At 72.2% G+C, this 22,249-nt stretch carries 18 protein-coding genes; 9 read left to right on the top strand and 9 right to left on the bottom strand.

From position 1 onward, the window contains the following. Positions 1-71: 71 nt before the first annotated feature. Positions 72-1,844 carry a hypothetical protein gene (locus tag ACTHMF_RS10055; protein ID WP_440317307.1) on the bottom strand — a complete coding sequence of 591 codons (1,773 nt, stop codon included), beginning with the start codon at positions 1,842-1,844 and terminating at the stop codon, positions 72-74. A gap of 175 nt (positions 1,845-2,019) precedes the next feature. Between ACTHMF_RS10055 and ACTHMF_RS10060 the strand changes: the two genes are divergently transcribed. Next, positions 2,020-2,892 carry a LysR family transcriptional regulator gene (locus ACTHMF_RS10060; RefSeq protein ID WP_440317308.1) on the top strand — a complete coding sequence of 291 codons (873 nt, stop codon included), beginning with the start codon at positions 2,020-2,022 and terminating at the stop codon, positions 2,890-2,892. A gap of 324 nt (positions 2,893-3,216) precedes the next feature. Continuing rightward, positions 3,217-3,432: a hypothetical protein gene (locus tag ACTHMF_RS10065; protein WP_314149270.1), complete on the top strand. Its 216-nt coding sequence runs from the start codon at positions 3,217-3,219 to the stop codon at positions 3,430-3,432. 52 nt (positions 3,433-3,484) lie between these two features. Here ACTHMF_RS10065 and ACTHMF_RS10070 read toward each other — a convergent pair whose 3' ends face one another. Next, positions 3,485-4,072 (bottom strand): ScbR family autoregulator-binding transcription factor, encoded by a 588-nt coding sequence (locus tag ACTHMF_RS10070; protein WP_440317309.1) that lies wholly within the window; start codon positions 4,070-4,072, stop codon positions 3,485-3,487. Positions 4,073-4,265: 193 nt separating this feature from the next. Next, entirely contained in the window at positions 4,266-4,739 is a 474-nt protein-coding gene (locus tag ACTHMF_RS10075; RefSeq protein ID WP_440317310.1) for a hypothetical protein, read from the bottom strand. A 122-nt stretch (positions 4,740-4,861) separates the two neighbouring features. Between ACTHMF_RS10075 and ACTHMF_RS10080 the strand changes: the two genes are divergently transcribed. Continuing rightward, on the top strand, positions 4,862-5,224 hold the full coding sequence (locus ACTHMF_RS10080; protein WP_440317311.1) for a hypothetical protein: 363 nt from the start codon (positions 4,862-4,864) through the stop codon (positions 5,222-5,224). A gap of 125 nt (positions 5,225-5,349) precedes the next feature. On the opposite strand, the gene ACTHMF_RS10085 is transcribed toward ACTHMF_RS10080, so the two are convergent. Further along, positions 5,350-5,568 (bottom strand): hypothetical protein, encoded by a 219-nt coding sequence (locus tag ACTHMF_RS10085; RefSeq protein ID WP_440317312.1) that lies wholly within the window; start codon positions 5,566-5,568, stop codon positions 5,350-5,352. Between the two features lie 103 nt (positions 5,569-5,671). Here ACTHMF_RS10085 and ACTHMF_RS10090 point away from each other — a divergent pair, with 103 nt between their 5' ends. The 5 genes from ACTHMF_RS10090 (at position 5,672) to ACTHMF_RS10110 (ending at position 11,106) form a co-directional block, all read left to right on the top strand. Next, the gene (locus ACTHMF_RS10090) at positions 5,672-6,883 is read left to right on the top strand and encodes a toxic anion resistance protein (protein WP_314149569.1); all 1,212 of its coding nucleotides are present in this window, start codon (positions 5,672-5,674) and stop codon (positions 6,881-6,883) included. 63 nt (positions 6,884-6,946) lie between these two features. Continuing rightward, complete coding sequence (locus ACTHMF_RS10095) at positions 6,947-7,081, top strand: hypothetical protein (RefSeq protein WP_440317313.1); 135 nt, start codon at positions 6,947-6,949, stop codon at positions 7,079-7,081. A gap of 66 nt (positions 7,082-7,147) precedes the next feature. Next, positions 7,148-7,945: a glucose 1-dehydrogenase gene (locus ACTHMF_RS10100; protein WP_440317314.1), complete on the top strand. Its 798-nt coding sequence runs from the start codon at positions 7,148-7,150 to the stop codon at positions 7,943-7,945. A gap of 26 nt (positions 7,946-7,971) precedes the next feature. Beyond that, the gene (locus ACTHMF_RS10105; RefSeq protein ID WP_440317324.1) at positions 7,972-9,768 is read left to right on the top strand and encodes a glycoside hydrolase family 15 protein; all 1,797 of its coding nucleotides are present in this window, start codon (positions 7,972-7,974) and stop codon (positions 9,766-9,768) included. Between the two features lie 3 nt (positions 9,769-9,771). Next, positions 9,772-11,106 (top strand): NAD(P)/FAD-dependent oxidoreductase, encoded by a 1,335-nt coding sequence (locus ACTHMF_RS10110; RefSeq protein WP_440317315.1) that lies wholly within the window; start codon positions 9,772-9,774, stop codon positions 11,104-11,106. 72 nt (positions 11,107-11,178) lie between these two features. Here the strand turns inward: ACTHMF_RS10110 and ACTHMF_RS10115 are convergent, their stop codons facing one another. Together ACTHMF_RS10115 and ACTHMF_RS10120 are read right to left on the bottom strand one after the other, a co-directional pair. After that, entirely contained in the window at positions 11,179-12,249 is a 1,071-nt protein-coding gene (locus ACTHMF_RS10115; RefSeq protein WP_440317316.1) for a hypothetical protein, read from the bottom strand. A 91-nt stretch (positions 12,250-12,340) separates the two neighbouring features. After that, entirely contained in the window at positions 12,341-12,901 is a 561-nt protein-coding gene (locus ACTHMF_RS10120; RefSeq protein ID WP_440317317.1) for a hypothetical protein, read from the bottom strand. Between the two features lie 190 nt (positions 12,902-13,091). Here ACTHMF_RS10120 and ACTHMF_RS10125 point away from each other — a divergent pair, with 190 nt between their 5' ends. After that, positions 13,092-14,477: an NAD-dependent succinate-semialdehyde dehydrogenase gene (locus ACTHMF_RS10125; protein ID WP_440317318.1), complete on the top strand. Its 1,386-nt coding sequence runs from the start codon at positions 13,092-13,094 to the stop codon at positions 14,475-14,477. A gap of 78 nt (positions 14,478-14,555) precedes the next feature. Here ACTHMF_RS10125 and ACTHMF_RS10130 read toward each other — a convergent pair whose 3' ends face one another. The 3 genes from ACTHMF_RS10130 to ACTHMF_RS10140 all read right to left on the bottom strand — a co-directional run bounded on the left by ACTHMF_RS10130 (position 14,556) and on the right by ACTHMF_RS10140 (position 22,008). Then, positions 14,556-15,629: an alpha/beta hydrolase gene (locus tag ACTHMF_RS10130; RefSeq protein WP_440317319.1), complete on the bottom strand. Its 1,074-nt coding sequence runs from the start codon at positions 15,627-15,629 to the stop codon at positions 14,556-14,558. Positions 15,630-15,775: 146 nt separating this feature from the next. Beyond that, positions 15,776-21,565, bottom strand: coding sequence for a DUF7507 domain-containing protein (locus tag ACTHMF_RS10135; protein WP_440317320.1), 5,790 nt, complete (start codon positions 21,563-21,565; stop codon positions 15,776-15,778). 233 nt (positions 21,566-21,798) lie between these two features. Beyond that, entirely contained in the window at positions 21,799-22,008 is a 210-nt protein-coding gene (locus ACTHMF_RS10140; protein ID WP_440317321.1) for a hypothetical protein, read from the bottom strand. Positions 22,009-22,249 lie beyond the last annotated feature (241 nt).

Genomic DNA, 22,249 nt, shown 5'->3' on the forward strand with positions numbered 1-22,249 from the left:
CGCTGTCTCTTGTGTGAACGTACAGAAAACTCGTTAGGGGGTAGACCGCTCATTTGAGCAGACCCGCCTGGCTAGCCCCGTACGCGTGACAGCCGGAGAGTGAGTCCTGCCGCAAGCAGGAGCAGGCCGGCGAGTGCCGGCCAGATCAGGCCACCGAGGTCGGAGCCGCTGTCCGCGAGCTCCTGTGGACCGCCGCCCGCGCCCGCGGGGCCGGTCGGCGGGGTGACGGGCGGGGTCACGGGCGGGGTGACCGGCGGCGTCGCGATCGCCCGGTTGTAGACGACGCAGCTGACCGCCTCGTCGGAGCCGACCGGGACGCGGAAGCCCAGATCTCCGTCGTTGACGACGGGGACGGGCGATTCGTCGGCCAGCGACGTGCACACCGCGTTCCGACCGCCCTGGGTGACCAGCTGGTACCCGGGATGCTGGACCTCGGCGACTCCGACCTGAGCGCTCGACGTCCCGGCCGGGAAGCCGAGGTCGAACGAGACGCCGCCTGTGCCGTCGGCCTCCGTCGTCGCGCTGCCCGGATCGATGGAGGTCCCCGGGGTCACGGCCGACGCGCCGAACGTCCAGCCCGCCCCGGCCGGCTCCGCCCCCGAGACATCCTCGCCGGTGGTGTCCGTCGGCGCGATCTCCTTGATCACGGTGAGGGCGCCGGAGCAGTTGGCGAGCGCGAGCTGCCGCAGCTGGTCGCCCGCTCCCGCGAAGTCCGGGATCTGGTAGTAGTCGGCGGTCTCGACGTTCCCGGCGTTCGGGTCGAACGCCTCCTGACCGGAGATGGCGGACAGGTTGAGAGCGGTCAACCCTGAGACGCCGTTGCCGATGCCGAACGAGATGATCCGGGTGCCGCCGGCTTTGATGGTGTTGGCCGAGAAGATCGCGGCCTCGACGTCGGTGAAGTGCGTGTTCGACCCGTCGCCGTGCAGGGTCGTGCCGCCCCAGCGGGTCGGGTTGCCGTCGGTGAGGACGACGACGGCGTCGTAGTGGACGCCCGCCTCGGCGACGCGCTGCAGCGCGGCGTCCCAGTTGGTGCCGGCGCCGAGGCCCCAGCCGGCGTACTCGGCCTTGAAGGCGTCGGCGCCGGCCTGGGTGGAGACGGAGACCGGCTGCGGACGGTTCTCGTCCACCGTGCCCGTCGCGGCCTGCACGCTCGGCGACTGCGCGGAGAAGCTGAAGGCCGCGAGCCGGGAGGGCGTGCCGACGAACGCGTCAGCGAACGAGTCGGCTGCCGCTTTGAGCGTGGGCAGGGAGGAGCCGACCGAGGCGGACAGGTCGAAGACCAAGGCGACGTCCATCCCGCAGTGCGCCGGGAACGGAGGATTGACCCGGGACTGCTGCCACACGCCGTTGGATCGCGTGGGGTCCGTGTTCGAGGAGCTGAACATGAAGTCCTTGGTGGACCGGTAGGTCTGGCCCGCCACGAGAACCGGGGTCTGGAAGCGGTACGCGCTCGCGGCCGACGGGCTGCCGCTTCCGGGGCCGGTTCGCAGGGTGTCGTTCGCGTACCAGCCGCTCCGCGCGGCGATCTCCTTGACCCACGGCCTGGTGCCCAGCACCCCTCCGGTGACGACGAAGGAGCAGTCGCCGTCGGGGTCGGAGATGCAGGTCTGCAGCGGCGTCGTGTCGTCGGGCGCGGCGAAGAGGCCGAGCTGGACGCCGTCGAGCGGAGCCACGGCGGTGTCCGAGACGCGGTCGCCGCCGACCCGGACCGTCACGACGGCCGAGGTCGGCCCCGGTGCCGGCACCGCAGCGGTCGCGGGCGCAGAGGAGACGACGCCGATCGCCGCCGCCAGGGCGACGGCGGCCGCGACGGTGGTCAGAGCACGCAGCCGGATTGCCATGAGCCCACCCTCCGGCATCGGGGATGGGCTCCGCAAGCCCCTGCGCGCGCGGTGCGCGATCACGCCAGGCATGCGGATCGGGCCCGATGACGCCGCATCGCCCCGGCCCCGGACGCCCACTCGCGCCCCGCACGCCCCGTACTCCCCGTACTCCCCGTACGCCATGATGGGAGGCATGCGGATCGACGAGATCGCCCAGTTCCGGGCGCTGGCCGCCGAGGGCCACATCGCCCTGGCCGCCGAGGCGCTCGGCGTCTCGCAGTCGACGCTGTCCCGGTCGCTCGCACGGCTGGAGGCGGAGGCCGGGGTGGAGCTGTTCGACCGGCGCCGCGGGCACCTGGAGCTCAACCAGTACGGAGAGATCCTGCTGGCCCACGCGACCCGGGCGGAGGCGGAGCTGGAGAACGCGCGGGCGCGGATCGACGCGCTGCGCGACCCGCAGGCCGGCACCGTGTCGCTCGCGTACGTCTCCTCGTTCGGCGGCTGGCTGATCCCGCGCGTGGTGAGCGAGTACCGCGGCCTGTTCCCCGACATCCGGTTCGTGCTGCGCGGCGGAACGGCGGACACCGTGCTGGACGCGCTGCGCGAGGGTTCCGCGGACCTGGCCTTCCTGAGTCCCGACCCGCGCGACCCCGAGATCGACTGGCAGCCGCTGACCGCGGAGCGGCTGGTGCTCGGCGTGCCGGTGGGGCATCCCCTCGCCGGGCGGGATCGGGTCACCGTCGCCGACCTCGCGGACGCCGACCTGGTCGCGCTGCGTCCGGGATCGGGCCTGCGGCACATCGCCGACGCCTACTTCTCCGCGCACGGCGTCGTGATGGCGCCGGTCATCGAGGTCACCGAGCTCGCGACGCTGCGCGCGCTGGTGCGAGACGGCGTCGGCGTCGCCCTCATCCCCGACACCCCCGCCGAGCCGGGGATCGTGGCGGTCCCGCTGGCCGACGAGGCGACGCGCGTCATCGGCATCGCCCGCAACCGCAGCCGGTCGGAGTCGGCGGCCGCCCGCCAGTTCGCGCGCTTCGTCCGCGAGGAGCTCACCGCCCTCTGAGCGACGACCGTCCCCCTCCGGGATGTTCGCCCCCTACTCGAACGGGGGCGGTCGTACCGAGCGGGGTCATTCATCGATCGCGGCGATGGGACCGAGAAAGCGCCGCGATTGGAATAGCACAATCCGCGGGCGTAGCATTTCAGGGTCCCGGACAGCGGCGTCCCCTCCGCACCTCACCCCCGGGAGCATCCCATCGCCACCGAACACCGCGTCGAACTCGTCATCCGCGACCGCCTCGGCTCGATCACCACGCTGATCACCCGGCACGGCGCCGTCGACGCGCACACCGCGGCGGACGAGATCGAGCGCGGCGCCGCGGCCTACGTGACCGGGCCGGACAGCTGGGTGCGCGCGCACATCAAGACGATGCACGGGCTCGGCGGCCGCTACCTCTACGCCAACTGGGACGGCACCGGCCGCAACAACCTGCACGACCTGTCGTCGCTCGAGGCGACCAGGTGGGTGGCGGTGTGCGCGCCGGAGCCGCGCGGGCTGTGGTCCCGGATGCGGCGGCTGGTGCGCCGCGGCCAGGACGCCTGACCCGGGCCGTCCGCGCCCCGGCCAACCGCGCGGCCGGCTAGCCTGCGTCCGGCTAGCCCCGTGCCCGCTCCTGCCCGAGGATGACGCTCCACAGCCGATCGATGTCGCCCGCGAGCCCGTTCAGCCCGCCGCCCTCGTCGGCGATCATGTACGCGCCGAAGAACGCCTGGACGGCCACCGCCGCGATGTCCGCAGGGTCGGCGGCCGACCGCAGCTCGCCGTCCTCGACGGCCTGCCGCAGGTAGCCGGCCGCGATCTCCGTCCACTGCGCGTACGGGTCCGCCCCCGGCTCCGGCGGCAGCACCGTCTGCGTCAGCTTGAGCGCGGCGCGCACCCTTACCTCGCCGACGAACACCGCGCCCACCCTCCTGGTGAGCTCGGTCACCGCCGCGATGCCGCGCAGCCCGCTCGCGTCGACGGCGTCCACGATCCCCGTCCAGTCGACGTTGTCCTCGGCCACCAGGGCGCCGGCCAGATCCAGCTTCGACCGGAAGTGGAAGTACACCGCGCCCTTGGTCATGCCGGTGCGCTCGACGATGCGCTCCAGCCGGGCGCCCGAGTACCCGTGCGCGTCGAACTCGTCCGCGGCGGCGTCGAGGATGAGCGCGCGGCTGCGCTCGGCTCGCTCCTGGCGTGGCATGGGGGTCCCTCGATCCGTGGTCGGCGGTTCGTTCGGTCCCCCGCGCAGAACACTAGCGGGCCGGGACGGGCCGGGCGGCACTCGACAGGGGGACACGCCGAGGTGGTGGGGTTCGGGCACGGACGGTGAGGAGCAGCCACCGCAACCGGAGCGACGTGGTCAGGGCCGCCCCCGCGGCCTCTCTCGCCGCCTCCTAGCAGGAGTCCGCGAACAGCCGGCGCGGGCGCTCCGGGTCGGCGTCGTCGAACAGCACCGAGGCCACCTCGCGCGGGGCGCCGAGCGGGTCCTTGCGGCCGGTGGACACGAACGACCAGTCCGCATCGCGCTCCGGGTCGTGCTCGATCCAGAGCGAGAAGTTCCAGAAGCCGCGGAAGTCGTCGGCCAGCAGGCCGTCGCCGTCCACAACGAGCACGCCCTCCCCCGCGCGGAACGGGGCGACGACGCTCTCGCGGAAGCCGTCCGGGGTCGTGCCGGGCGCGACGCTCACGCGCTCGACGGTCTGCCCGGCGGCGCGCAGCGCGTCCGCGAGCGCGTCGGCGGCGGCTCCGCGGTCGGCGGCGGCCACCCCGGTCACCGCGACGAAGCGCGGGCCCCGGCGGTAGTGCTGCAGGAACTCGGCGGCGACGCCCTCGAAGAACGCCGCCCTGTCAGTGGTCACGCTGCCCATGCGGCGAGTATCCCACCCGAGCCGCAGAACCGAGCAGATCTGGAGAAGCGCGCGCTGCGCGTGGTTCCCTAGGTTGGGATGCAGCCGGCGGGGTGCCGGCGAAACCGGAAGGGGATCACAGCATGGCCAAGACGGAGACCAGGACCGACGCCTCGGAGCGCTTCACGGACGAAGAGCGCGACGCGATGAAGCAGCGCAACCGGGAGCTGAAGTCGTCGAAGAAGCTGACCCCGGAGGACCAGCTCGCGGAGCTCCTGGCGAAGATCGAGAGCTTCGACGAGACGGACAGGCCGCTCGCCGAGCGCATCCACCGGCTCATCACGGAGGCGGCACCCGACCTCGCCCCGCGGCTCTGGTACGGCATGCCCGCGTACTACAAGGGCACCAAGAACATCGTGTTCTTCCAGCCCGCCGCGAAGTTCAAGGCGCGCTACTCCACGCTCGGATTCAACGACGCCGCCGCCCTCGACGACGGGACGATGTGACCGGTCGCGTACGCGATCACGACCCTGACCCCGGAGGACGAGGAGCGGATCACGGAGCTGGTGCGCCGCGCGGCCGGGACGGCCTGACGCCCAGCGCCCGGGCCCCCGGCCCCGGCCCGGTCCCCTCACCGCCTCCCGCCGCGCAGCCTGCGCAGCGCGAGGCGCCACCGGGAGACGCGCCGGACCGGCCGCGCGGGGACGCTCTCCGTGGGCACATAGACCACCGTCCCGCAGCGGTCGCACACGTCGACGTACTCGTGGACCGCGAGGCCGGCACCCATGTACGGATTGTGCATCCTCCGGAGCGGGCGCCCGCAGCCGGGGCAGTCGTTCGTGCGTTCCATGACTGCCAGCACTGTACCCGTTCGTCTGCCCTCTTCCGGCGCGCCGCCGCCCGGCCTACCCTGATGGCACCGACTCCGAGCCGGGTGGAGAAGGAGCAGCAGAATGACCAGCACACCAGACGACGGCCTGCGGCCGCCCGACGCGGTCCCCGAGGTGCCGGACGACCAGGCGGTCGGGATGGTCAGCATCCCGCCCGAGCGCGTCGCGGAGCTGGAGGCGCGGGCCAGGGAGTTCGTGGCCGAGCTCGCGGCCGCCGACCCGGACAGCGACGCCTTCCGCCGCAAGATCGCGGGGTTCTCGCTGCTCGGCGACGCCGAGATGCGGGCGTCGAGCAACGCCTCCCGGCAGCTGCTCGACCGGCCGGCCGCCTCCCTCGCCGCCGCGCGCGGCAAGCAGGTGCCCTCCGACCCGCAATACGGCGTGATCCGCACGCTGCAGCAGCTGCGCGCGACCGTGAGCGACTTCGACCCGCAGCACCTGACCGGGCGCAACCGGATGCTCGCCAGGCTGCCGGGCGGCCGGCGGCTCCGTCAGTACGTGCAGCGGTTCGAGTCGGCGCAGAAGCAGCTGGACGGGATCGTCGAGTCGCTCGACCACGGCCAGGAGTGGCTGCGCAGGGACAACGGCGAGATCGAGAAGGAGCGCGCGGCGCTCTGGTCGACGACCGAGCGGCTGAACGAGTACGTGACCCTGGCCGCCGCGCTCGACGCCGCGACTGTCGCGCGGGCGGCCGAGCTGCGCGTCACCGACCCGGAGCGGGCGAACCGGCTGGAGAAGGAGGCGCTGTTCCCGATCCGGCAGCGCAGGCAGGACCTGACCACGCAGATCGCCGTCTCGGTTCAGGCCTACCTCGCGCTCGACGTGATCCGGCAGAACAACGTCGAGCTCATCAAGGGCGTCGAGCGCGCGAAGACGACCACCGTCTCCGCGCTCCGCACGGCCGTCGTCGTCGCGCAGGCGCTGGAGAACCAGCGCCTGGTGATCGACCAGCTGGGCGCGCTGCACCAGAGCACCAACGCCCTGATCGGCCGCACCGGCGAGGTGCTGCGCGAGCAGACCGAGCAGGTGCAGAAGGAGCAGACCACCTCCGCGGTCGACGTGGAGGTGCTGCAGCGCGCCTTCGACAACGTGTTCGCGACGATGGACAGCATCGACACGTACCGCACGAGGGCGATCGACAGCATGGCGACGACCGTCGACGCGCTGGAACGCCAGGTGGCGCGCTCGCGCGGCTACCTGCGACGCTCGCGCAACGCCGCGGCGGGATCGGGCGCGGCCGGGACGGGCGGACCGGGGGCGGGGCCGGTCATCTGACCCCTCCGTGAGCCGTTCGTCCACGGCTGGAAAGCGCCGGCGCTCCGGTGTACTCCGGGGAGCATGGACCATTCGATCGCGCCCGTCCTCGACGCCCTCGCCGACTACCGCCGCCTGGACAGATACGGCTTCACCCGGCCCGGCCACACCGCCCTGGACACGATCCGCGTCGTCCGCGACGTCCCGCACGGCGGGTGAGGCCTTCGTGATCTCACACAGGCCTCCCAGTGGGCAACTATTGCTCGCGCGCAAAGGAAGCGTTCAATGGGCGGCAACCACGAGGTGAGGGAGAACATGGACCTGAACGGGAAGACCATCGTCGTCACCGGCGGCAACAGCGGCATCGGCGCCGCCATCGTGCGGGCGGTCGCCGCGGCGGGCGCCGCCGTCGTCATCGACTACGTGTCGCGTCCGGAGGACGCGGCGGACCTGGTGAAGGACATCACGGCGGACGGCGGCCGCGCCATCGGCGTGGACGCCGACGTGTCGACGGTCGCCGGCATCGGCAAGCTGATCTCGACGGCGGTCGACGAGTTCGGGCACCTCGACGGCTTCGTCAACAACGCCGGGATCGAGGACAGGCACAGCCTCCTGGAGGTGGACGAGGAGTCGTTCGAGAAGATCATCTCGGTCGACGTGAAGAGCGCGGTGTTCGGCACCCAGCTCGCGGCCAAGCAGTTCATCCAGCAGGGAACGGGCGGCGTCGTCGTCAACGTCTCCTCCGTTCACGAGGACTGGCCGATGCCGGGCAACCTCATGTACTGCGTCGCAAAGGGCGGGATGCGCATGCTCACCCGCACCGCGGGCGTCGAACTCGGCCCGCAGAACGTGCGCGTCGTCAACGTCGCGCCCGGCGCGGTCGACACACCCATCAACGAAGAGACGATGAAGGACGACTCGATGCGGCAGAAGCTGGAGAACTCCATCCCGCTGCGGAAGGTCGCCGACCCGGCCGAGATCGGCGACGTGGTCGCGTTCGTGCTCTCCGACGATGCGCGGTACATCACGGCGACGACCGTGTTCGTCGACGGCGGGATCATGCAGGGCAGCGTCGGTCTGTGACGGTTCGCCGCATCGAGGACTACGCCATGATCGGGGACCTGCACACGGCGGCGATGGTGTCCGCCGACGGGTCCGTCGACTGGCTGTGCCTGCCCCGGTTCGACTCGTCCGCGTGCTTCGCCGCCCTGCTCGACGACGAGGGCGCCGGCCACTGGCGCATCGCCCCGGTCGGCGCGGGGCGCTGCACGCGCAGGCGCTATCGCGGCGACACGCTCATCCTCGAGACCGAGTGGGAGACGCCGGACGGGGCGGTGCGGGTCACCGATCTGATGCCGGTGCGCGACCGGGCCGCCGACGTCGTCCGGATCGTGGAGGGGCTCTCGGGCTCGGTCCCGATGCGCGTCGACCTCGTCCTGCGCTTCGACTACGGGCACGTGGTCCCCTGGGTCACGCGCACCGACGATGGAATCCGCGCGGTGGCCGGGCCGGACGCGGTGCTCGTGGCCTCCCCCGTCGCCCTGGAGGGCCGCGACATGCGGACGGTCGCCGAGTTCACGGTGGCGGCGGGCGAGCGCGTGCCGTTCGTGCTCACCTGGTTCCCCAGCCACCAGCTGCAGCCGGAACCCCCCGACGCCGACGCGGCGCTGGCCGCCACCGAGCTGTACTGGAACAGGTGGAGCGGCAGGAGCACGGTGTACGGACCGCACCGGGACGCGGTGCAACGCTCGCTGGTCACGCTCAAGGCCCTCACCTATCAGCCGACCGGCGGCATCGTCGCGGCGCCGACCACCTCGCTCCCCGAGCAGCTGGGCGGCCCGCGCAACTGGGACTACCGGTTCTGCTGGCTGCGGGATGCGACGCTCGCGCTGCAGTCCCTGCTGACCGCCGGGTACACCGACGAGGCACAGGCGTGGCGCGACTGGCTTGTGCGCGCCGTCGCCGGCGACCCGGCCGACCTGCGCATCATGTACGGGCTGGACGGGCGCAGGCGCCTGCCGGAGGAGACACTCGACTGGCTGAGCGGGTACGCGGACTCGGCGCCCGTGCGGGTGGGCAACGCCGCGGCGGAGCAGCTGCAGCTGGACGTCTGGGGCGAGGTGCTGGACGGGCTCGCGCTCACCCGGTCCACCATCGGCTCCGGCGACGACGACGCCTGGGCCGTCCAGCGCGCGCTGCTCGACCGCCTCGCCGGCAACTGGACGGAGCCGGACAACGGGCTGTGGGAGATGCGCGGGCCGCGCCGGCACTTCACCCACTCGAAGGTGATGGCCTGGGTGGCGGTCGACAGGATGATCGACGGCGCGCGCTCCTTCGGGCTGCCGGGGCCGGTGCGGTCGTGGGAGCGGCTGCGCGCCGGGATCCGCAGGGACATCCTGGCGAACGGCTACGACGAGAAGCGCAACACCTTCGTCCAGTCGTACGGGTCGACGGAGCTGGACGCGTCGCTGCTGCTCATCCCGCGCGTCGGCTTCCTGCCGCCGGACGACAGGAGGGTGATCGGCACCATCGAGGCGATCCAGCGGGACCTCACCGAGGACGGCCTGGTGCTGCGCTACCGGCCGGGCGCGAGCGACGACGGGCTGCCGGGCGGCGAGGGCGTCTTCCTGGCCTGCTCGTTCTGGATGGTGGACGCGCTCATCGGCGCCGGCCGCCGGGATGAGGCGGAGACGCTGTTCGAGCGGCTGCTCGGGCTGCGCAACGACGTCGGCCTGCTGAGCGAGGAGTGGGACCCGCACGCGTCCCGCCAGCTCGGCAACATGCCGCAGGCGTACAGCCACTTCGCGCTCGTGCGCTCGGCCTTCCACCTGCTCGCCGGCGGAGCGAGCACGACACAGGACCGCATCCCCATCGCCGCGGAGGCTGCGGCATCCGAGAAGGAGTGAGACATGACCAGACCGCACATCCTGCTGCTCGGCTCCGGGATCGCCGGCTTCACGCTCGCGCGCGAGCTGCGCCGTGACGTCGCCGCGCGGCGCATCGACCTGACCGTCGTCGAACCCGAGCCGTACCTGACGTACAAACCGCTGCTGCCGGAGGTGGCGGGCGGCGAGACGCAGGCGAGGGACACGGTGGTGCCGCTCCGGCGGCCGCTGAAGGGGGTCGAACTGGTCGCGGGGTCGCTGGAGTCGGTGGACACGTCGGCCAAGGTCGCTGTGGTGACGGCGCTCGACGGCACCCAGCGGCCCGTCCACTACGACCACGTGGTGTTCGCGCTGGGCGCTGTGAGCAACGTGCTTCCGATCCCCGGCCTCGCGGAGAACGCGATCGGCTTCTCGAGCGTCGAGGAGGCGGCGTCGCTGCGGGACCACGTGCTCGAGCGAGTGCGCTTCGCGGCGTCGACGGCGGACGCGGCCGAGCGGGCGCGGGCGCTGACGTTCGTGTTCGTCGGCGGCGGCTACACCGGCGTCGAGGCGATCGCCGAGCTGCAGCGGCTCGCCGCGGCCGAGCTCGACCGCTGGCCGGAGCTGGACGGCGAGCGGATGACGTGGCTGCTCGTCGAGGTGGCGGGGCGGATCGCCGCGGAGCTTCCCGAGCAGCTGTCCGCGTGGACGCTGCGCCTGCTCCGCCGCCGCGGCATCCGGGTGCTGCTGAAGACGGAGACGACGAGCTTCGAGGACGGGGTCGTCGCGCTCAGCAACGGCGAGTCGCATCCCGCGGACACGATCGTGTGGGTCGCGGGCGTGAGACCGAACCCGGTGCTGGATCGGGCGGACGTGCCGCGCGGGCCGAAGGGGCACGTGCAGTGCAACGCGTGCCTGCAGGCGGTCGGCGACGACGGGACTCCCGTGGACGGGGTCTGGGCGCTCGGCGACGACGCCCAGGTGCCGGACCTCACGGCGCCGAAGCAGCCGGCGTACTACCCGCCGAACGCGCAGAACGCGGTGCGGCAGGCCCGCGTGCTGGCGCGGAATCTCCGGCTCGCGGTCGCCGGGTCGCCGCCGGAGGAGTACCGGCACCGCTCGCTGGGGACGCTGGCGAGCTACGGCGGGATGCAGGGAGCGGCGGTCGTGCGGGGGGTGCCGCTGCGCGGCGTCCCGGCCTGGGCGGTGGACAAGGTCTACCACGCGCTGGCGCTGCCGAACGCCAGCAGGCGGTTCCGGCTGGTGCTCGGCTGGCTGGGCAACGCCCTGACGACGCGCGAGGTCGCCCCGACCGCGACCGTCCGCGACCCGCGCGAGCGCTTCCGCCGCGCCGCCGCCGCCCAGTCCGACCACGACTGACCCCGTTCGGTACGTCTGCTCCCTGCTCGCGCAGGGGCAGCCGTACCGGGCGGGGTCAGTCGCGCGCGGCGGTCAGCGGTAGAGCGGCGAGCCGTCGGGAGCGGCGGGGACGGGGACGCCGTCGATGAAGGTGGGCCACGCGAGGCGCTCGGTCGGGGCCAGAGACGCGAAGTCCGGCAGACCGTCGGCGCCGGCCGGGACCGGACGGCCGTCGAGGAGCCGCGGCCACGCGAGCGGGCGCGGGGGCTGGGCGGCGGTGAGGGCTGGTGCGCCGGCCGGGGCGGGGGGCGTGGGAGCGGGAGCGGCGGGCGCGGCAGCAGCGTCGACCGGAGCGGGCGCGGCGGGGGTCGCCGGTGCGGGAGGCTGAGCGGGTGCGGGAGCCCCAGGCGCCGGTTCCGGCACGGGCGCCGACGCAGCGGCAGGCGGCGCGTACGGCGCGGTCTGCGGAGCACCATACGGCGCGCCCTGCGGAGCACCGTACGGTGCGGTCGGCGCCGCGGGCGGGTAGTGTCCCGCCGCGACAGCCGCGTCGCGCTGACCGCGTGCGCTCACCAGCGCCCAGAGCGGCACGAGCACGAAGCAGACGCCGGCGACGATGCTCAGGGCGCCGATCACGCGGCCGTAGTAGTCGGCATCCCAGAAGTCGTGGAAGGGCTGCGGGGCGGGGAGCGTGACGAGCACTGCCACCAGGGCGATCGCGATCAGGCCGATGATCGCGATGATGTCCGTCGCCTGCGACCGCCAGCGCGACCAGAGCAGGCGCAGCAGGTCGGCCAGCCCGATCATCGCGCGCACCCAGAGCAGCGTCCCGAGCCCGAGGAAGAACGCCGCCACCATGTCGCCCGGCCCGTAGGACCCGAACCAGATCACGCCGATCCAGAGCAGGAGCAGGTACGCGTCGAGGGCGAGCGACGACAGCTCGAACCAGTCGGGGCGGTAGCGGCCGATCACCGAGTCCACCCACACCAGCAGCGCGAAGACCACCAGGGCGATGTTGGTGCTGATCACCCGGCCGAGCGTCTCCCCGCTCACACCGAAGAGCACGAACCCGATCGAGAGCACGGCGGCGAGCACCACCACCCCGATCAGGACGCGCAGCGCCCACGAACCGATTGCACTCGCACCTCTGCTGGCAGCAGCCACGTGCCGACTCCATTCCCCTCGATGACCCTGGTGAACGGGAGCGTGCGCCCCCTCGGGCAACGCTACCGGAACCGTGTCCTGCGCGGTCGGTTCACCGGGAGTCTGTGGAGGACGGCGCCCGGAGGATCCCGGCCCGCACGACGCGCCGGGCCAGCACCGCGCTCAGCGCCCAGGCGGCCAGCTGGCCGCCGAGCCGTCCGGCCAGGGTCGCCGCCAGTACGGCCGGCAGCAGGTGCTCCGGCGACATCACGGGGAGCGAGACCAGGAAGAGCGCGAGCGCGCTCGCGCCCGCGGCGATCGCGGCCGCCGCCTCCCCGGTCCGGCCCCGCCGCGCGAGCAGGAGCAGTGTGCCGTCGAACGCGGCCCCGGAGACGACGAGCGGCACCAGGATCAGCACGCCGAGCGGGGTGGACGCGACGGACAGGATGCCGACGAACGCCCCGACGCCGGTCGCGGCCCAGCGGACGCCGAGCAGCCGGCGCGCCAGGAACGGCAGCACGCTGTGGACGCCGGCGACCAGCGCGTAGAGGGGAGGCGCGACCACGGCGAGCGCCGACGTCAGCGGTGCGACGACCGTCAGCAGCACCGCCCCGATCGCGCCGAACGCCGCGAGAAGCAGGAGGGTGCGGGTCGTAGCGCGCTGGCTGGTCACGATGGCACATCCTGCCACAGCCCGGGGCCGCGCCTCTCGCGGCTGCGGCGACGGGACGCAGCCGACCGCATCCGACACCGTGTCGACGCACGGCCGGCAAATCGGACGCGTTGTCCGGTGTCCACGCCGCGCGGATTCTCGTAGTGTGAGGAGATTGGTGACCTACCGTCCGACGAGAAAGAGGACCCCGATGCAGTACGCCGTTACCAACCCCGCCACCGGTCAGACGGTGCGGACCTACGATTCCATCAGCGACGCCGACCTCGACGCCGCCATCGCCGGTGCCGACGACGCCTACCGGAACTGGGCGCGCACGACCACGGTCGAGGAGCGCGCCGCGCTCGTCCGCCGGGTCGGCGAGCTCCACGTCGAGCGCAAGGACGAGCTCGCGAACATCATCGTCGAGGAGATGGGCAAGCCCATCGAGCAGGCGGTCGGCGAGGTCGAGTTCGCCGGAGCGATCTACGAGTACTACGCCGACCACGCGGCCGAGTTCCTCGCCGACGAGAAGATCACGCTGCTCGACGGCGACGGCTCCGCGATCGTCCGCCGCTCCCCGCTCGGCGTCCTCCTCGGCATCATGCCGTGGAACTTCCCGTACTACCAGGTGGCCCGGTTCGCCGGCCCGAACCTGATCATCGGGAACACCATCCTGCTCAAGCACGCCGAGCAGTGCCCGGAGTCGGCCGCCGCGATCCACCAGATCTTCCTCGACGCCGGGTTCCCGGCAGGCGCGTACACCAACATCTACGCGTCGCACGAGCAGATCGAGCGCGTCATCGCCGACCCGCGCGTGCAGGGCGTGTCGCTCACCGGCTCCGAGCGGGCCGGCGCGAAGGTCGCCGAGATCGCCGGGCGCAACCTCAAGAAGGTCGTGCTGGAGCTCGGCGGTTCCGACCCGTTCATCCTGCTGTCGACCGACGACCTGGACGCCGCGGTGCAGAACGCGGTCGACGCGCGCCTCGACAACAGCGGCCAGTCCTGCAACGCCGCCAAGCGGTTCGTCGTCATCGACGACCTGTACGAGTCGTTCCTCGACAAGTTCACCGCGAAGCTGGCCGAGGTGGAGGCGTCCGACCCGACGTCCGCCGACTCGGCGCTCGGCCCGCTCTCGTCGCTGAAGGCGGCGGAGAACCTGGACGAGCAGGTCAAGCGCGCGGTCGAGAACGGCGCCAGCCTGGTGCGCGGCGGCTCGCGCGACGGCGCCTTCTTCCAGACCACGGTGCTCACCGACGTGACCCCGGAGAACCCGGCCTCGAAGGAGGAGTTCTTCGGACCGGTCGCGCAGGTGTTCCGCGCGAAGGACGAGGCGGACGCGGTGCGCATCGCCAACGACACCCCGTTCGGTCTCGGCTCCTACCTCTACACGACCGACCGCGAGCAGGCGCTCCGCGTCGCCGACCAGATCGAGGCCGGCATGGTCTTCGTGAACGTCGTGCTCGCCGACGGCGCCGAGCTGCCGTTCGGCGGCGTGAAGCGCTCCGGCTCCGGCCGCGAGCTGGGCCGCTTCGGCGCGGACGAGTTCGTCAACAAGAAGCTGATCCGCGTCTCCAACGACTGGCCGATCGACGCCTGATCCGCGACTGATCCGCGTCAGCGCGAACGAGGGGCTGCCGGGCATCCGCCCGGCGGCCCCTCGTGTCGTCCAGCGCCGCTACGACGCCGGCGTGCCGGCCCCGCCTCCCGTACGCTCGGCGAGGAACGACAGGGTCGCGTCCAGCGCCTGCCGCGCCTCCGGGAACCTCAGGTGGAACTGGTACTCGTGCGGAAGGGCCGGCTCGTGGTCGGCGGCCCAGAACAGTTGCGTGACGTCGACACCCTGCTCCTGCAGCGCCCGCGCCATCGGCAGGGACTCCATCCAGGTGAGGGCGTCGCCGTTGCCGCCGGAGATGTAGGTCGGCGGGAACTGCGGCGTCACGTGCCGGATCGTCGACATCGTGCTGCCGACGGAGGTCTGCGACCAGTCTTTGTCGCCGCTGTACGACCAGAGCGCGGTCTTGAAGCCCCACGCCCCGATGCCGGTCAGGTCGGCCAGCGCGTCCAGGTCGTAGACGCCGCAGTTGAGCACGACGCCGACGAGCTGGTCCTTCTCGAGCGCGGGACGCAGCCCCATCAGGTGCGCGTAGTCCGGGCTGGTCGTCAGCACCGCGAGCTGGCTGGCGAGCTGGGCTCCGGCGGAATCGCCGGCCAGCACGATCCGGCCGGGGTCGATACGGAAGCGGGCCGCGTTGGCGTCGAGGTAGGCGAGCGCATCGTTCAGCTGGTGGACCGCCGTCGGGTACTGCGCCTCCGGCCCGACGGTGTAGTTCAGCCCGATCGTCGCGTAACCGTGCGCGGCGAGGATGCGCAGGTACGGGTCGACGTCCGCGCTCGTGCCCGAGATCCAGGCGCCGCCATGGATCCAGACCACCGCGGGCAGCGGCTCCGACCCCGCCTCCGGCCGGAACGCGTCCAGCGTGGTGTCCGGCGAGCCGGGTGCGTAGCGCACCCCGAGCTCGGCCGTGACCCCGGACGTCGGGACGTACGGTGTCATCTCCGCCACGGTATCGGCCGCGCCCTTGGCGAAGACCGAGCGGATGATGAGCGCGGACGGCCAGGGCGACGAGGACGCGACGCTCCCCACGATCAGCAGCACGAGGACGACGAGGAGCAGGACGGAGACGATGCGGCGCGTGCGCGGCCGGAGGAGCGGCCGGCGCGGGAGCTCCGCCGAGGAGGCGACCTTCATGCCTTCACCTTCACACATCCGCGGCGTCGACCCCGGGAGGCGGGCCGCCGGGGGGGGCGGGCCCCCCCCCGACCGCACTGCGCCGCCCGCCCGCGGCGGCGACCCCGGGCGGGGCCCGGCGTGGGCGGCCGGCCGCCTCCGGGACCTCAGTGCTCCGCGCGCCTGCGGCGGCGGACGAAGAGGAGCACGACGCCGGCGGCCATCAGCGCGACCGCGGTGCCGATGAGGCCGCGCTGGATGGTCGCCCCGGTGGCGGCCAGCGGGTCATCCGGGTGCGCGGGTGCGGGCGGGTCGGTGAGGGTGTGCTCGGTGACGCATCCCGGGTTGCCGTCCGCCGCTGGCACGCAGGCCGCGGTGGCGTCCGGGCTGGTGACCACGTTGGCGATCCTCTGGTCGCCGTCGCCGGTGACGGTCACCGAGTAGGTGATCGTCACCGTGCCCCCGACCCCGAGCGGCCCGGTCCAGGTCAGCAGGTCCCCTGCACGCTCGACCGTGCCGGCGGTCGCCTTCTCGTCGCCGTTCCACGATGCGTCGTCCAGCACCTTCGACAGGTCGTCGGTGAGGTGGCCGGTGACCGCGGCGGTGCCGGTCTGCGCGACCGTGACCGTGTAGTGGATGGTGTCGCCGATCTTCACCGTCGCGCCGGGCTTCGGGTCCGCGGTCTTCGAGAACACGTAGCCGCCGTACTTCTGCGTGGTCTCGCACGCCGGGGTCCCGTCCGGAGCCGTCACGCACTCGCCGAGGTGGGAGCCGGGCGGCGGGGCGACGGTGTTGTGCAGCGTGGTGTCGCCACCGCCCTTCACCGTCGCCTGGTAGGTGATCGTGACCACCTGGCCGACCGCGAGGTCGCCGGTCCAGGTGAGCGCGTTCCCGTTCCTGGCGACGGTGCCGGCGGTCGCCTTCGCGCTGCCGTCCACGAACGTCGCGTCGTCGAGCACCCCGGAGAGGTCGTCGACCAGGGCGGCGCCCGGCACGGCGGCCGGGCCCACCTGGGTGACGGTCACCGTGTAGGTGACGGTGTCGCCGACGGCGACCGTCGCCGGCGAGGCCGGGTCGGACATCTTCGAGTAGGTGAAGTTCCCGGTCTTGTGCGTCGTGCTGCAGTCCGGGTTCTGATCCGGCGCGGGCACGCACTCACCGCGGCTGTCGCCGGGGGCGACGGTGTTGGTCAGCGTCATGTCGCCGGCACCGGTGACCGTCACCGTGTAGGTGATCGTGACCACCGCGCCGACGGCCAGATCGCCCGACCAGGTCAGCGTGTCGCCGGTGCGCTTCACCGTGCCGCTGCTGGCCTTGGCGTCGTCGTTCCACGTCGCGTCGTCGAGCACGTTCGACAGGTCGTCCTTGGCGGACGCACCGGTCACGACGCCGGGGCCGTGCTGGGTCACGGTCACGGTGTAGGTGATCGTGTCGCCGATCTTCACGTCGGCTCCTGGCGCCGGGGCGCTCGTCTTCGCCACCGTGTAGTCGCCGGTCAGATGCTCGGTGGAGCACGATTCAGCGTCGGCACAGCCGTCGCTGGTCACCACATTGTCCAGCTTCATGTCGCCCGCGCCGGTCACCGTCACCGAATACGTGACCGTCACCGTGTCTCCCACGGCGAGCCTGCCCGACCAGTCGACGACCGGGGCGGTGTAGGTCGCCCCGCCGTCGGTGGAGCGCAGATCGCCGTTCCAGGTCGCGTCATCCAGCACCTTCGACAGGTCGTCGCTGAACGCGGCCCGGTTCACCGGACCGGTGCCGTGCTGGCGGACGGTGACCGTGTACTTCACGGTGTCGCCGATCTGGACGCTGGAACCGGACGCAGGGTCGGCCGTCTTCTCGACGCTGTAGACGCCGGTGTGGTGCACCGTCGTGCAGTCGGCCTCGTTCTCGCAGCCGGGGCTCGTGACCGTGTTGCCGATCACGGTGTCGCCCTTGCCCGTCACGACGACCTTGTAGGTCACGGTCGCGACATCGCCAGGGCCGAGGTTCCCCGTCCAGCTGATCCGTCCGGTCGCCGCGTCGTAGGACGCGGTGCCCGCGCTTGCCGTCAGCGTGGCCGGATCGAACGTGGCGTCGTCCGTCACGTTCGTCAGGTCGTCGCGGAAGAACTGCGCCACCACCCGGCCGAGACCGGCCTGTGTCACCGTGACCGTGTAGGTGATGGTGTCGCCGACCTGCACGTCCGCGCCGGAGGCCGGGGAGGCGGTCTTGACCGTCGTGTAGGTCGCCGTCCACTGCTCGGTCGTGCAGTCCGCGGCGCTGAAGCAGCCGTCGCTCGTGACCGCGTTCAGCAGGTGCGTGTCGCCGTCGCCTGTCACCGTCACCGAGTACGTGATGGTGACCTTCTGGCCGACCGCGAGGTCACCGGTCCAGGTGATCTTCTGGGCGGCAGGGTCGTACGCGACCGTTCCGGCCGAGGCAGACAGATCGTCATTCCAGGTCGCGTCATCGAGCAACCCGGAAAGGTCGTCGCTCAGAGACGCTCCGGGGTACGCGGCCTCGCCCTGCTGCGTCACGGTGATCGTGTAGTCGATCGTGGAACCGACCTCCACGTTCGAGCCGGTCGCCGGGTCCGAGGTCTTCTGGACCCGGTAGGCGGCCACCTCGTGCTCGGTCGCACAGGAGGCCGCATCCACGCAGCCCGCGCTGGTCACCTGGTTGCCGATCGTGTAGTCGCCGTCCGCAGCGAGCGCCGCGGCGCCCTTCACGACCACCGAATACGTGATCGTCGCCGTCTGGCCCACCGGGACCGTGCCGTTCCAGCTCAGCGTGCTGCCGGAGACCGCCGCCGACCCGATGGACGCCGTTACGTCGCCCTGGTACGTGGCGTCGTCCAGCACCTTCGCCAGCGAGTCGGTGAAGGAAGCGACCGCGGGTGCGTCGCCCTGCTGCTTCACCGTCACCGTGTAGGTGATCCGGTCGCCCGGGTGCACGGTGGCACCGGAGGCCGGGTTCGACGACTTCTCCACCGTGTAGTTCGTCAGCTGCACACCCGCCGGATCGCAGTTGATCGTCGGCGCCTGCTGGGAGTCGGCCGGGGTGTCCGCCGTGGCGCACGCCGTGTTGACGAACGTTCCGCCGCCGTTCAGGGTCGGGAAGTAGTCGAAGCTCGTCGACTTCCCTGGCTCGAGCGAGGCGACAGTGAAGTCGCCCTCGCTGAACTTGTCGTCGTGGACCGCGATGTTCGTCAGCGTGCCCTGACCCGTGTTCGTCACCGTGATCCGGTAGTGCACCTGGTCGCCGGCGCGGAACGTCGGGTAGTCGGTCACGTCGTTGGCGTCGTGCCAGACGCCCGTGGCGTCCTGCACCTCCTTCTTCAGCGCCGCCGAGTAGTAGTTCGCGACGGTCATCGCCGCCGAGGTGCGCATGACGAGCTTGGTGTTCCCGTCGCGCGCCTGCGCCCGGTTCACCAGAGTGTCCCCGCCCTTCGCGCCGGCCGTCGTCACCGGGACGGTGAACTCCTGCGTCGCCCCCGGCGCGAGTGCAGGGCCGATGACGCGGATGGCGGTCGCGTTCTTGGTGTACGTCGTCGACCAGCCCACCGTGTTGCCCGTCACCGAACCGGCGGAGCCGTTGGACGCGGCCGCCGGGTCGTCGGAGAGCGAGGCCGGGTTCGTCGTCGTGTAGTAGACCGTCGCGCCGGAAGCGGCAGCGATCTGCCCGATCGTGTAGGCGCCGGAGAACGCGGTCCCGCGCCCGTCGCCGACGTACGGCAGGATGTCGATCGTGTCCGTGTACGGCTGCTTCACCGGGTCGAACGACTTCAGGGTGACCGTCCACGAACCCGAGCCGTTGCCCTTTCCGTCCGTGTTCGGGATGAACGGTGTCGTGGCGACCTTGCCGATGGTGGTGTAGCCGTCGGTGGCGACGGTCACCTGGGCCGAGGCGCTCTTGGAGATCCCGGCGTACGTCGCGGTCACCGCGTTCGTCAGGGCGGCGCCGGGAGTCACGGAGGAGTCGGCGACGGCCTGGTACGTGAGCGCGTGGTCGGCGTTGGTCGTCACGCCGTTCAGCGTCCAGCTCAGCACCTGCTGCCCCGACCCGTTGGTCGTCACCGTCGGCTCTGGCGACGCGGAGCCGGCGACATACGTGACGCCGGCCGGGAGCGTGTCCACCAGCTGGAAGCCGTCGACAGTGGCCGGGATGGCGCCCGCGCCGTTGGCGGAGTACGTGAGCGTGTAGTTCGCGGGCTGGCCGGGGCTGACCACGGACCGGTCGACCGTCTTCGCGATCGACGGCGCGGCGGTCACGATGCGCAGCACGTCGCGGAACCCGGTCGTGCACGGGTAGCGCGAGCCCGGCGTCGGGGTGATGCAGCCGGTGCCGTTCCACCAGTTGTTCAGCGGCACGTCGACGATGCCCGAGAAGAAGGACCACACGTCGGTGCCCGCCGGGACGCCCGGCTTGATGTGCTGGGTGACGATCGGGGTGATGTTCGACTGCGTCGAGAGCTTCTCGAACTGGCCCTGCGTGCCGGTGATCCGCAGCGCCTTGACGGTGCTGAGGTCGGCCGGCGGAGTGGTGGTCCAGCCGGACGCGGTGCCGCAGTTGAAGGCGTTCGGGTCATAGCCCGCGCTCGCCGGGTCGAGGGTCGGGTCGCTGCCGACGTAGTACTCGGCCGTCGCGCCGATGGTGTCGTCGAGCGGCTGGCCCCACGCCCAGCCGCCGAAGGTGACGTACTTGGTGTCGAGTGCCGTGCACATGCCGACCAGGCGGTCGTCCGGGCGGTCGGTGTGCAGCTGGTACGCGGTGTCCATGTACTGCCCGACCGTCGTGCCGGCCGCGACGCGGTAGGTGTCGTCCCACTGGGTGCCGCCGCTGTTGGTGTAGCCGCGGCCCCAGCCGGAGGAGTAGAGCCCGGGGGTGGTCCAGGCCTTGGACTCGGCGTTGTTGGACGCGTCGTCGACGACCGTCTTGCCCGTGGTCGACGTGTAGGTCGGCGCGTTCGAGTTGAGCACGACCGAGCCGGAGACCGCGGTGTTCACCCGGATCCAGACGGAACCGGAGGCCAGCGCCACCTGGTCGACGGGGAGGCGGCTGCCCGCGGAGTCGACGGTGGGCGGGTTCGCCGGTGCGTAGTCGATCCCGGTGATGGTCATCCGGAAGGTGGTCGGGCCGGTCTGCACGATGGTGCAGGTGCCCGCGGGGACCGTCATGTGGTCCGCCGGGTGCGAGCCGCCCGACCACGGGTGGCCGTTCGCCGCGGCCGGGCCGCTGAACGGGGTGCAGCCCTTGGCGTCCACCGAGACCGGCGCACCCTGCGGGGAGGCGATGCTGAGGTCGTAGGCGATGGACTGCGGGCCGGGGTCGCTGCCCAGCCCCTTGCTGAGCGTCCACTCGAAGTCGACGAGGTAGCCGCCGGCGCCGACGGAGAAGGTCGGCGTGCCGACTCCCCAGCGCATGTCCATCGCGAACGGGTTGGAGATGGCGATCGGAGACAGCGCCTTCGATACGCCGCCGATGCTGCCGCTCGCGGTGACCTGCGAGCCCGTCGCGCCGTCCGCGACGATCGGCGCCTGCAGCGTGACCGCCGTTCCCTCGTCGTGCGTGCCCAGGTTGCAGACGAGCGTGTGCCCGTCTGCGGAGATGCTGGACGCGGGGGTGACGTCCTTCGTCAGACACAGCGACGGAAGGGCGGTGTAGCGGCCGTTCGCCGCGGTGACGGTGACCGTGACGTTGTCGACCGGGTCGTTGGCGGGCGCCGCGGCGTCGTCGTTGACGTTGACGCGCCAGACGCCGGTGACGACGTCACCCGACTTCACGGCGGCGGGGGTGCCCGGCGCCCACTGGGCGTCGATCTCGTAGACGGGGGCGGCGACGGCCGGCGCGCCGACCAGGACCGTCCCGATCGCGAGCCCGCCGGCGAGAACCGCCGCCAGCCAGCGCCAGGGCGTCCCCAGCGTCAGTCGTCCGTCTCGATGGCGCGCACGCCCGTACAATCCTGCAGACACAGTCGTATCCCCTTCATCCTGCGTCGAAGATCGCGGGTCACGAGGAGACCGGCCCGCGCCGCAACGCTATCGGCGGATTCACAGGAGCGCCCCGGATTTCACCCCGCATTCACCCCGCGGACTGCGGAACCAACCGCCGAACGAGTGCTGACCCACCATCCCTTCCGAAGTTCTTCACACCCGCGCACGGCGTGTTGCGTGAAGAACTCCGGAAGCGATGGGGCGGAGCAGCGTCAGCCGACGCGGTTGCGCAGGCGTTCGCGGAGCCGGGCCTGCGCCCACGGCAGCTCCTGAACCGGGGCGGACTCCATCCACTCGGAGTACGTGTGGTCGCGACCGACGGCGCATCCGCAGCGCACGCGGATGAGTTCACCGGTGACGCGCGCGGTGTAGACCTCGCAGTGGTCGGTGATGAGCGGCGGGCCACTCACGGGCAGATCCACCGGGCGCCTCCTCTGCTCCGCGGAGCGCCGGTGCGCACCGCGTGGCGCGCGGGTGCTGCCGCGCGGTGCGCACCGACGCGCTCACTGGTTCCGGGCCGACGGCTCCGGGTGCCGCCAGCGCTCCCCGCGTCACCCGCCGCCAGCTGGATGGCGCGCAGCACGTCGGGTCATGCCGCGGTCGGGGTGGTCGCGATGGATGCGCCTCGTCGTCGGGTACGACGGGAAGGCGGCCCTTCATTCC

Source organism: Leifsonia sp., from assembly GCF_051955155.1.
Classification (GTDB): Bacteria; Actinomycetota; Actinomycetes; order Actinomycetales; family Microbacteriaceae; genus Leifsonia.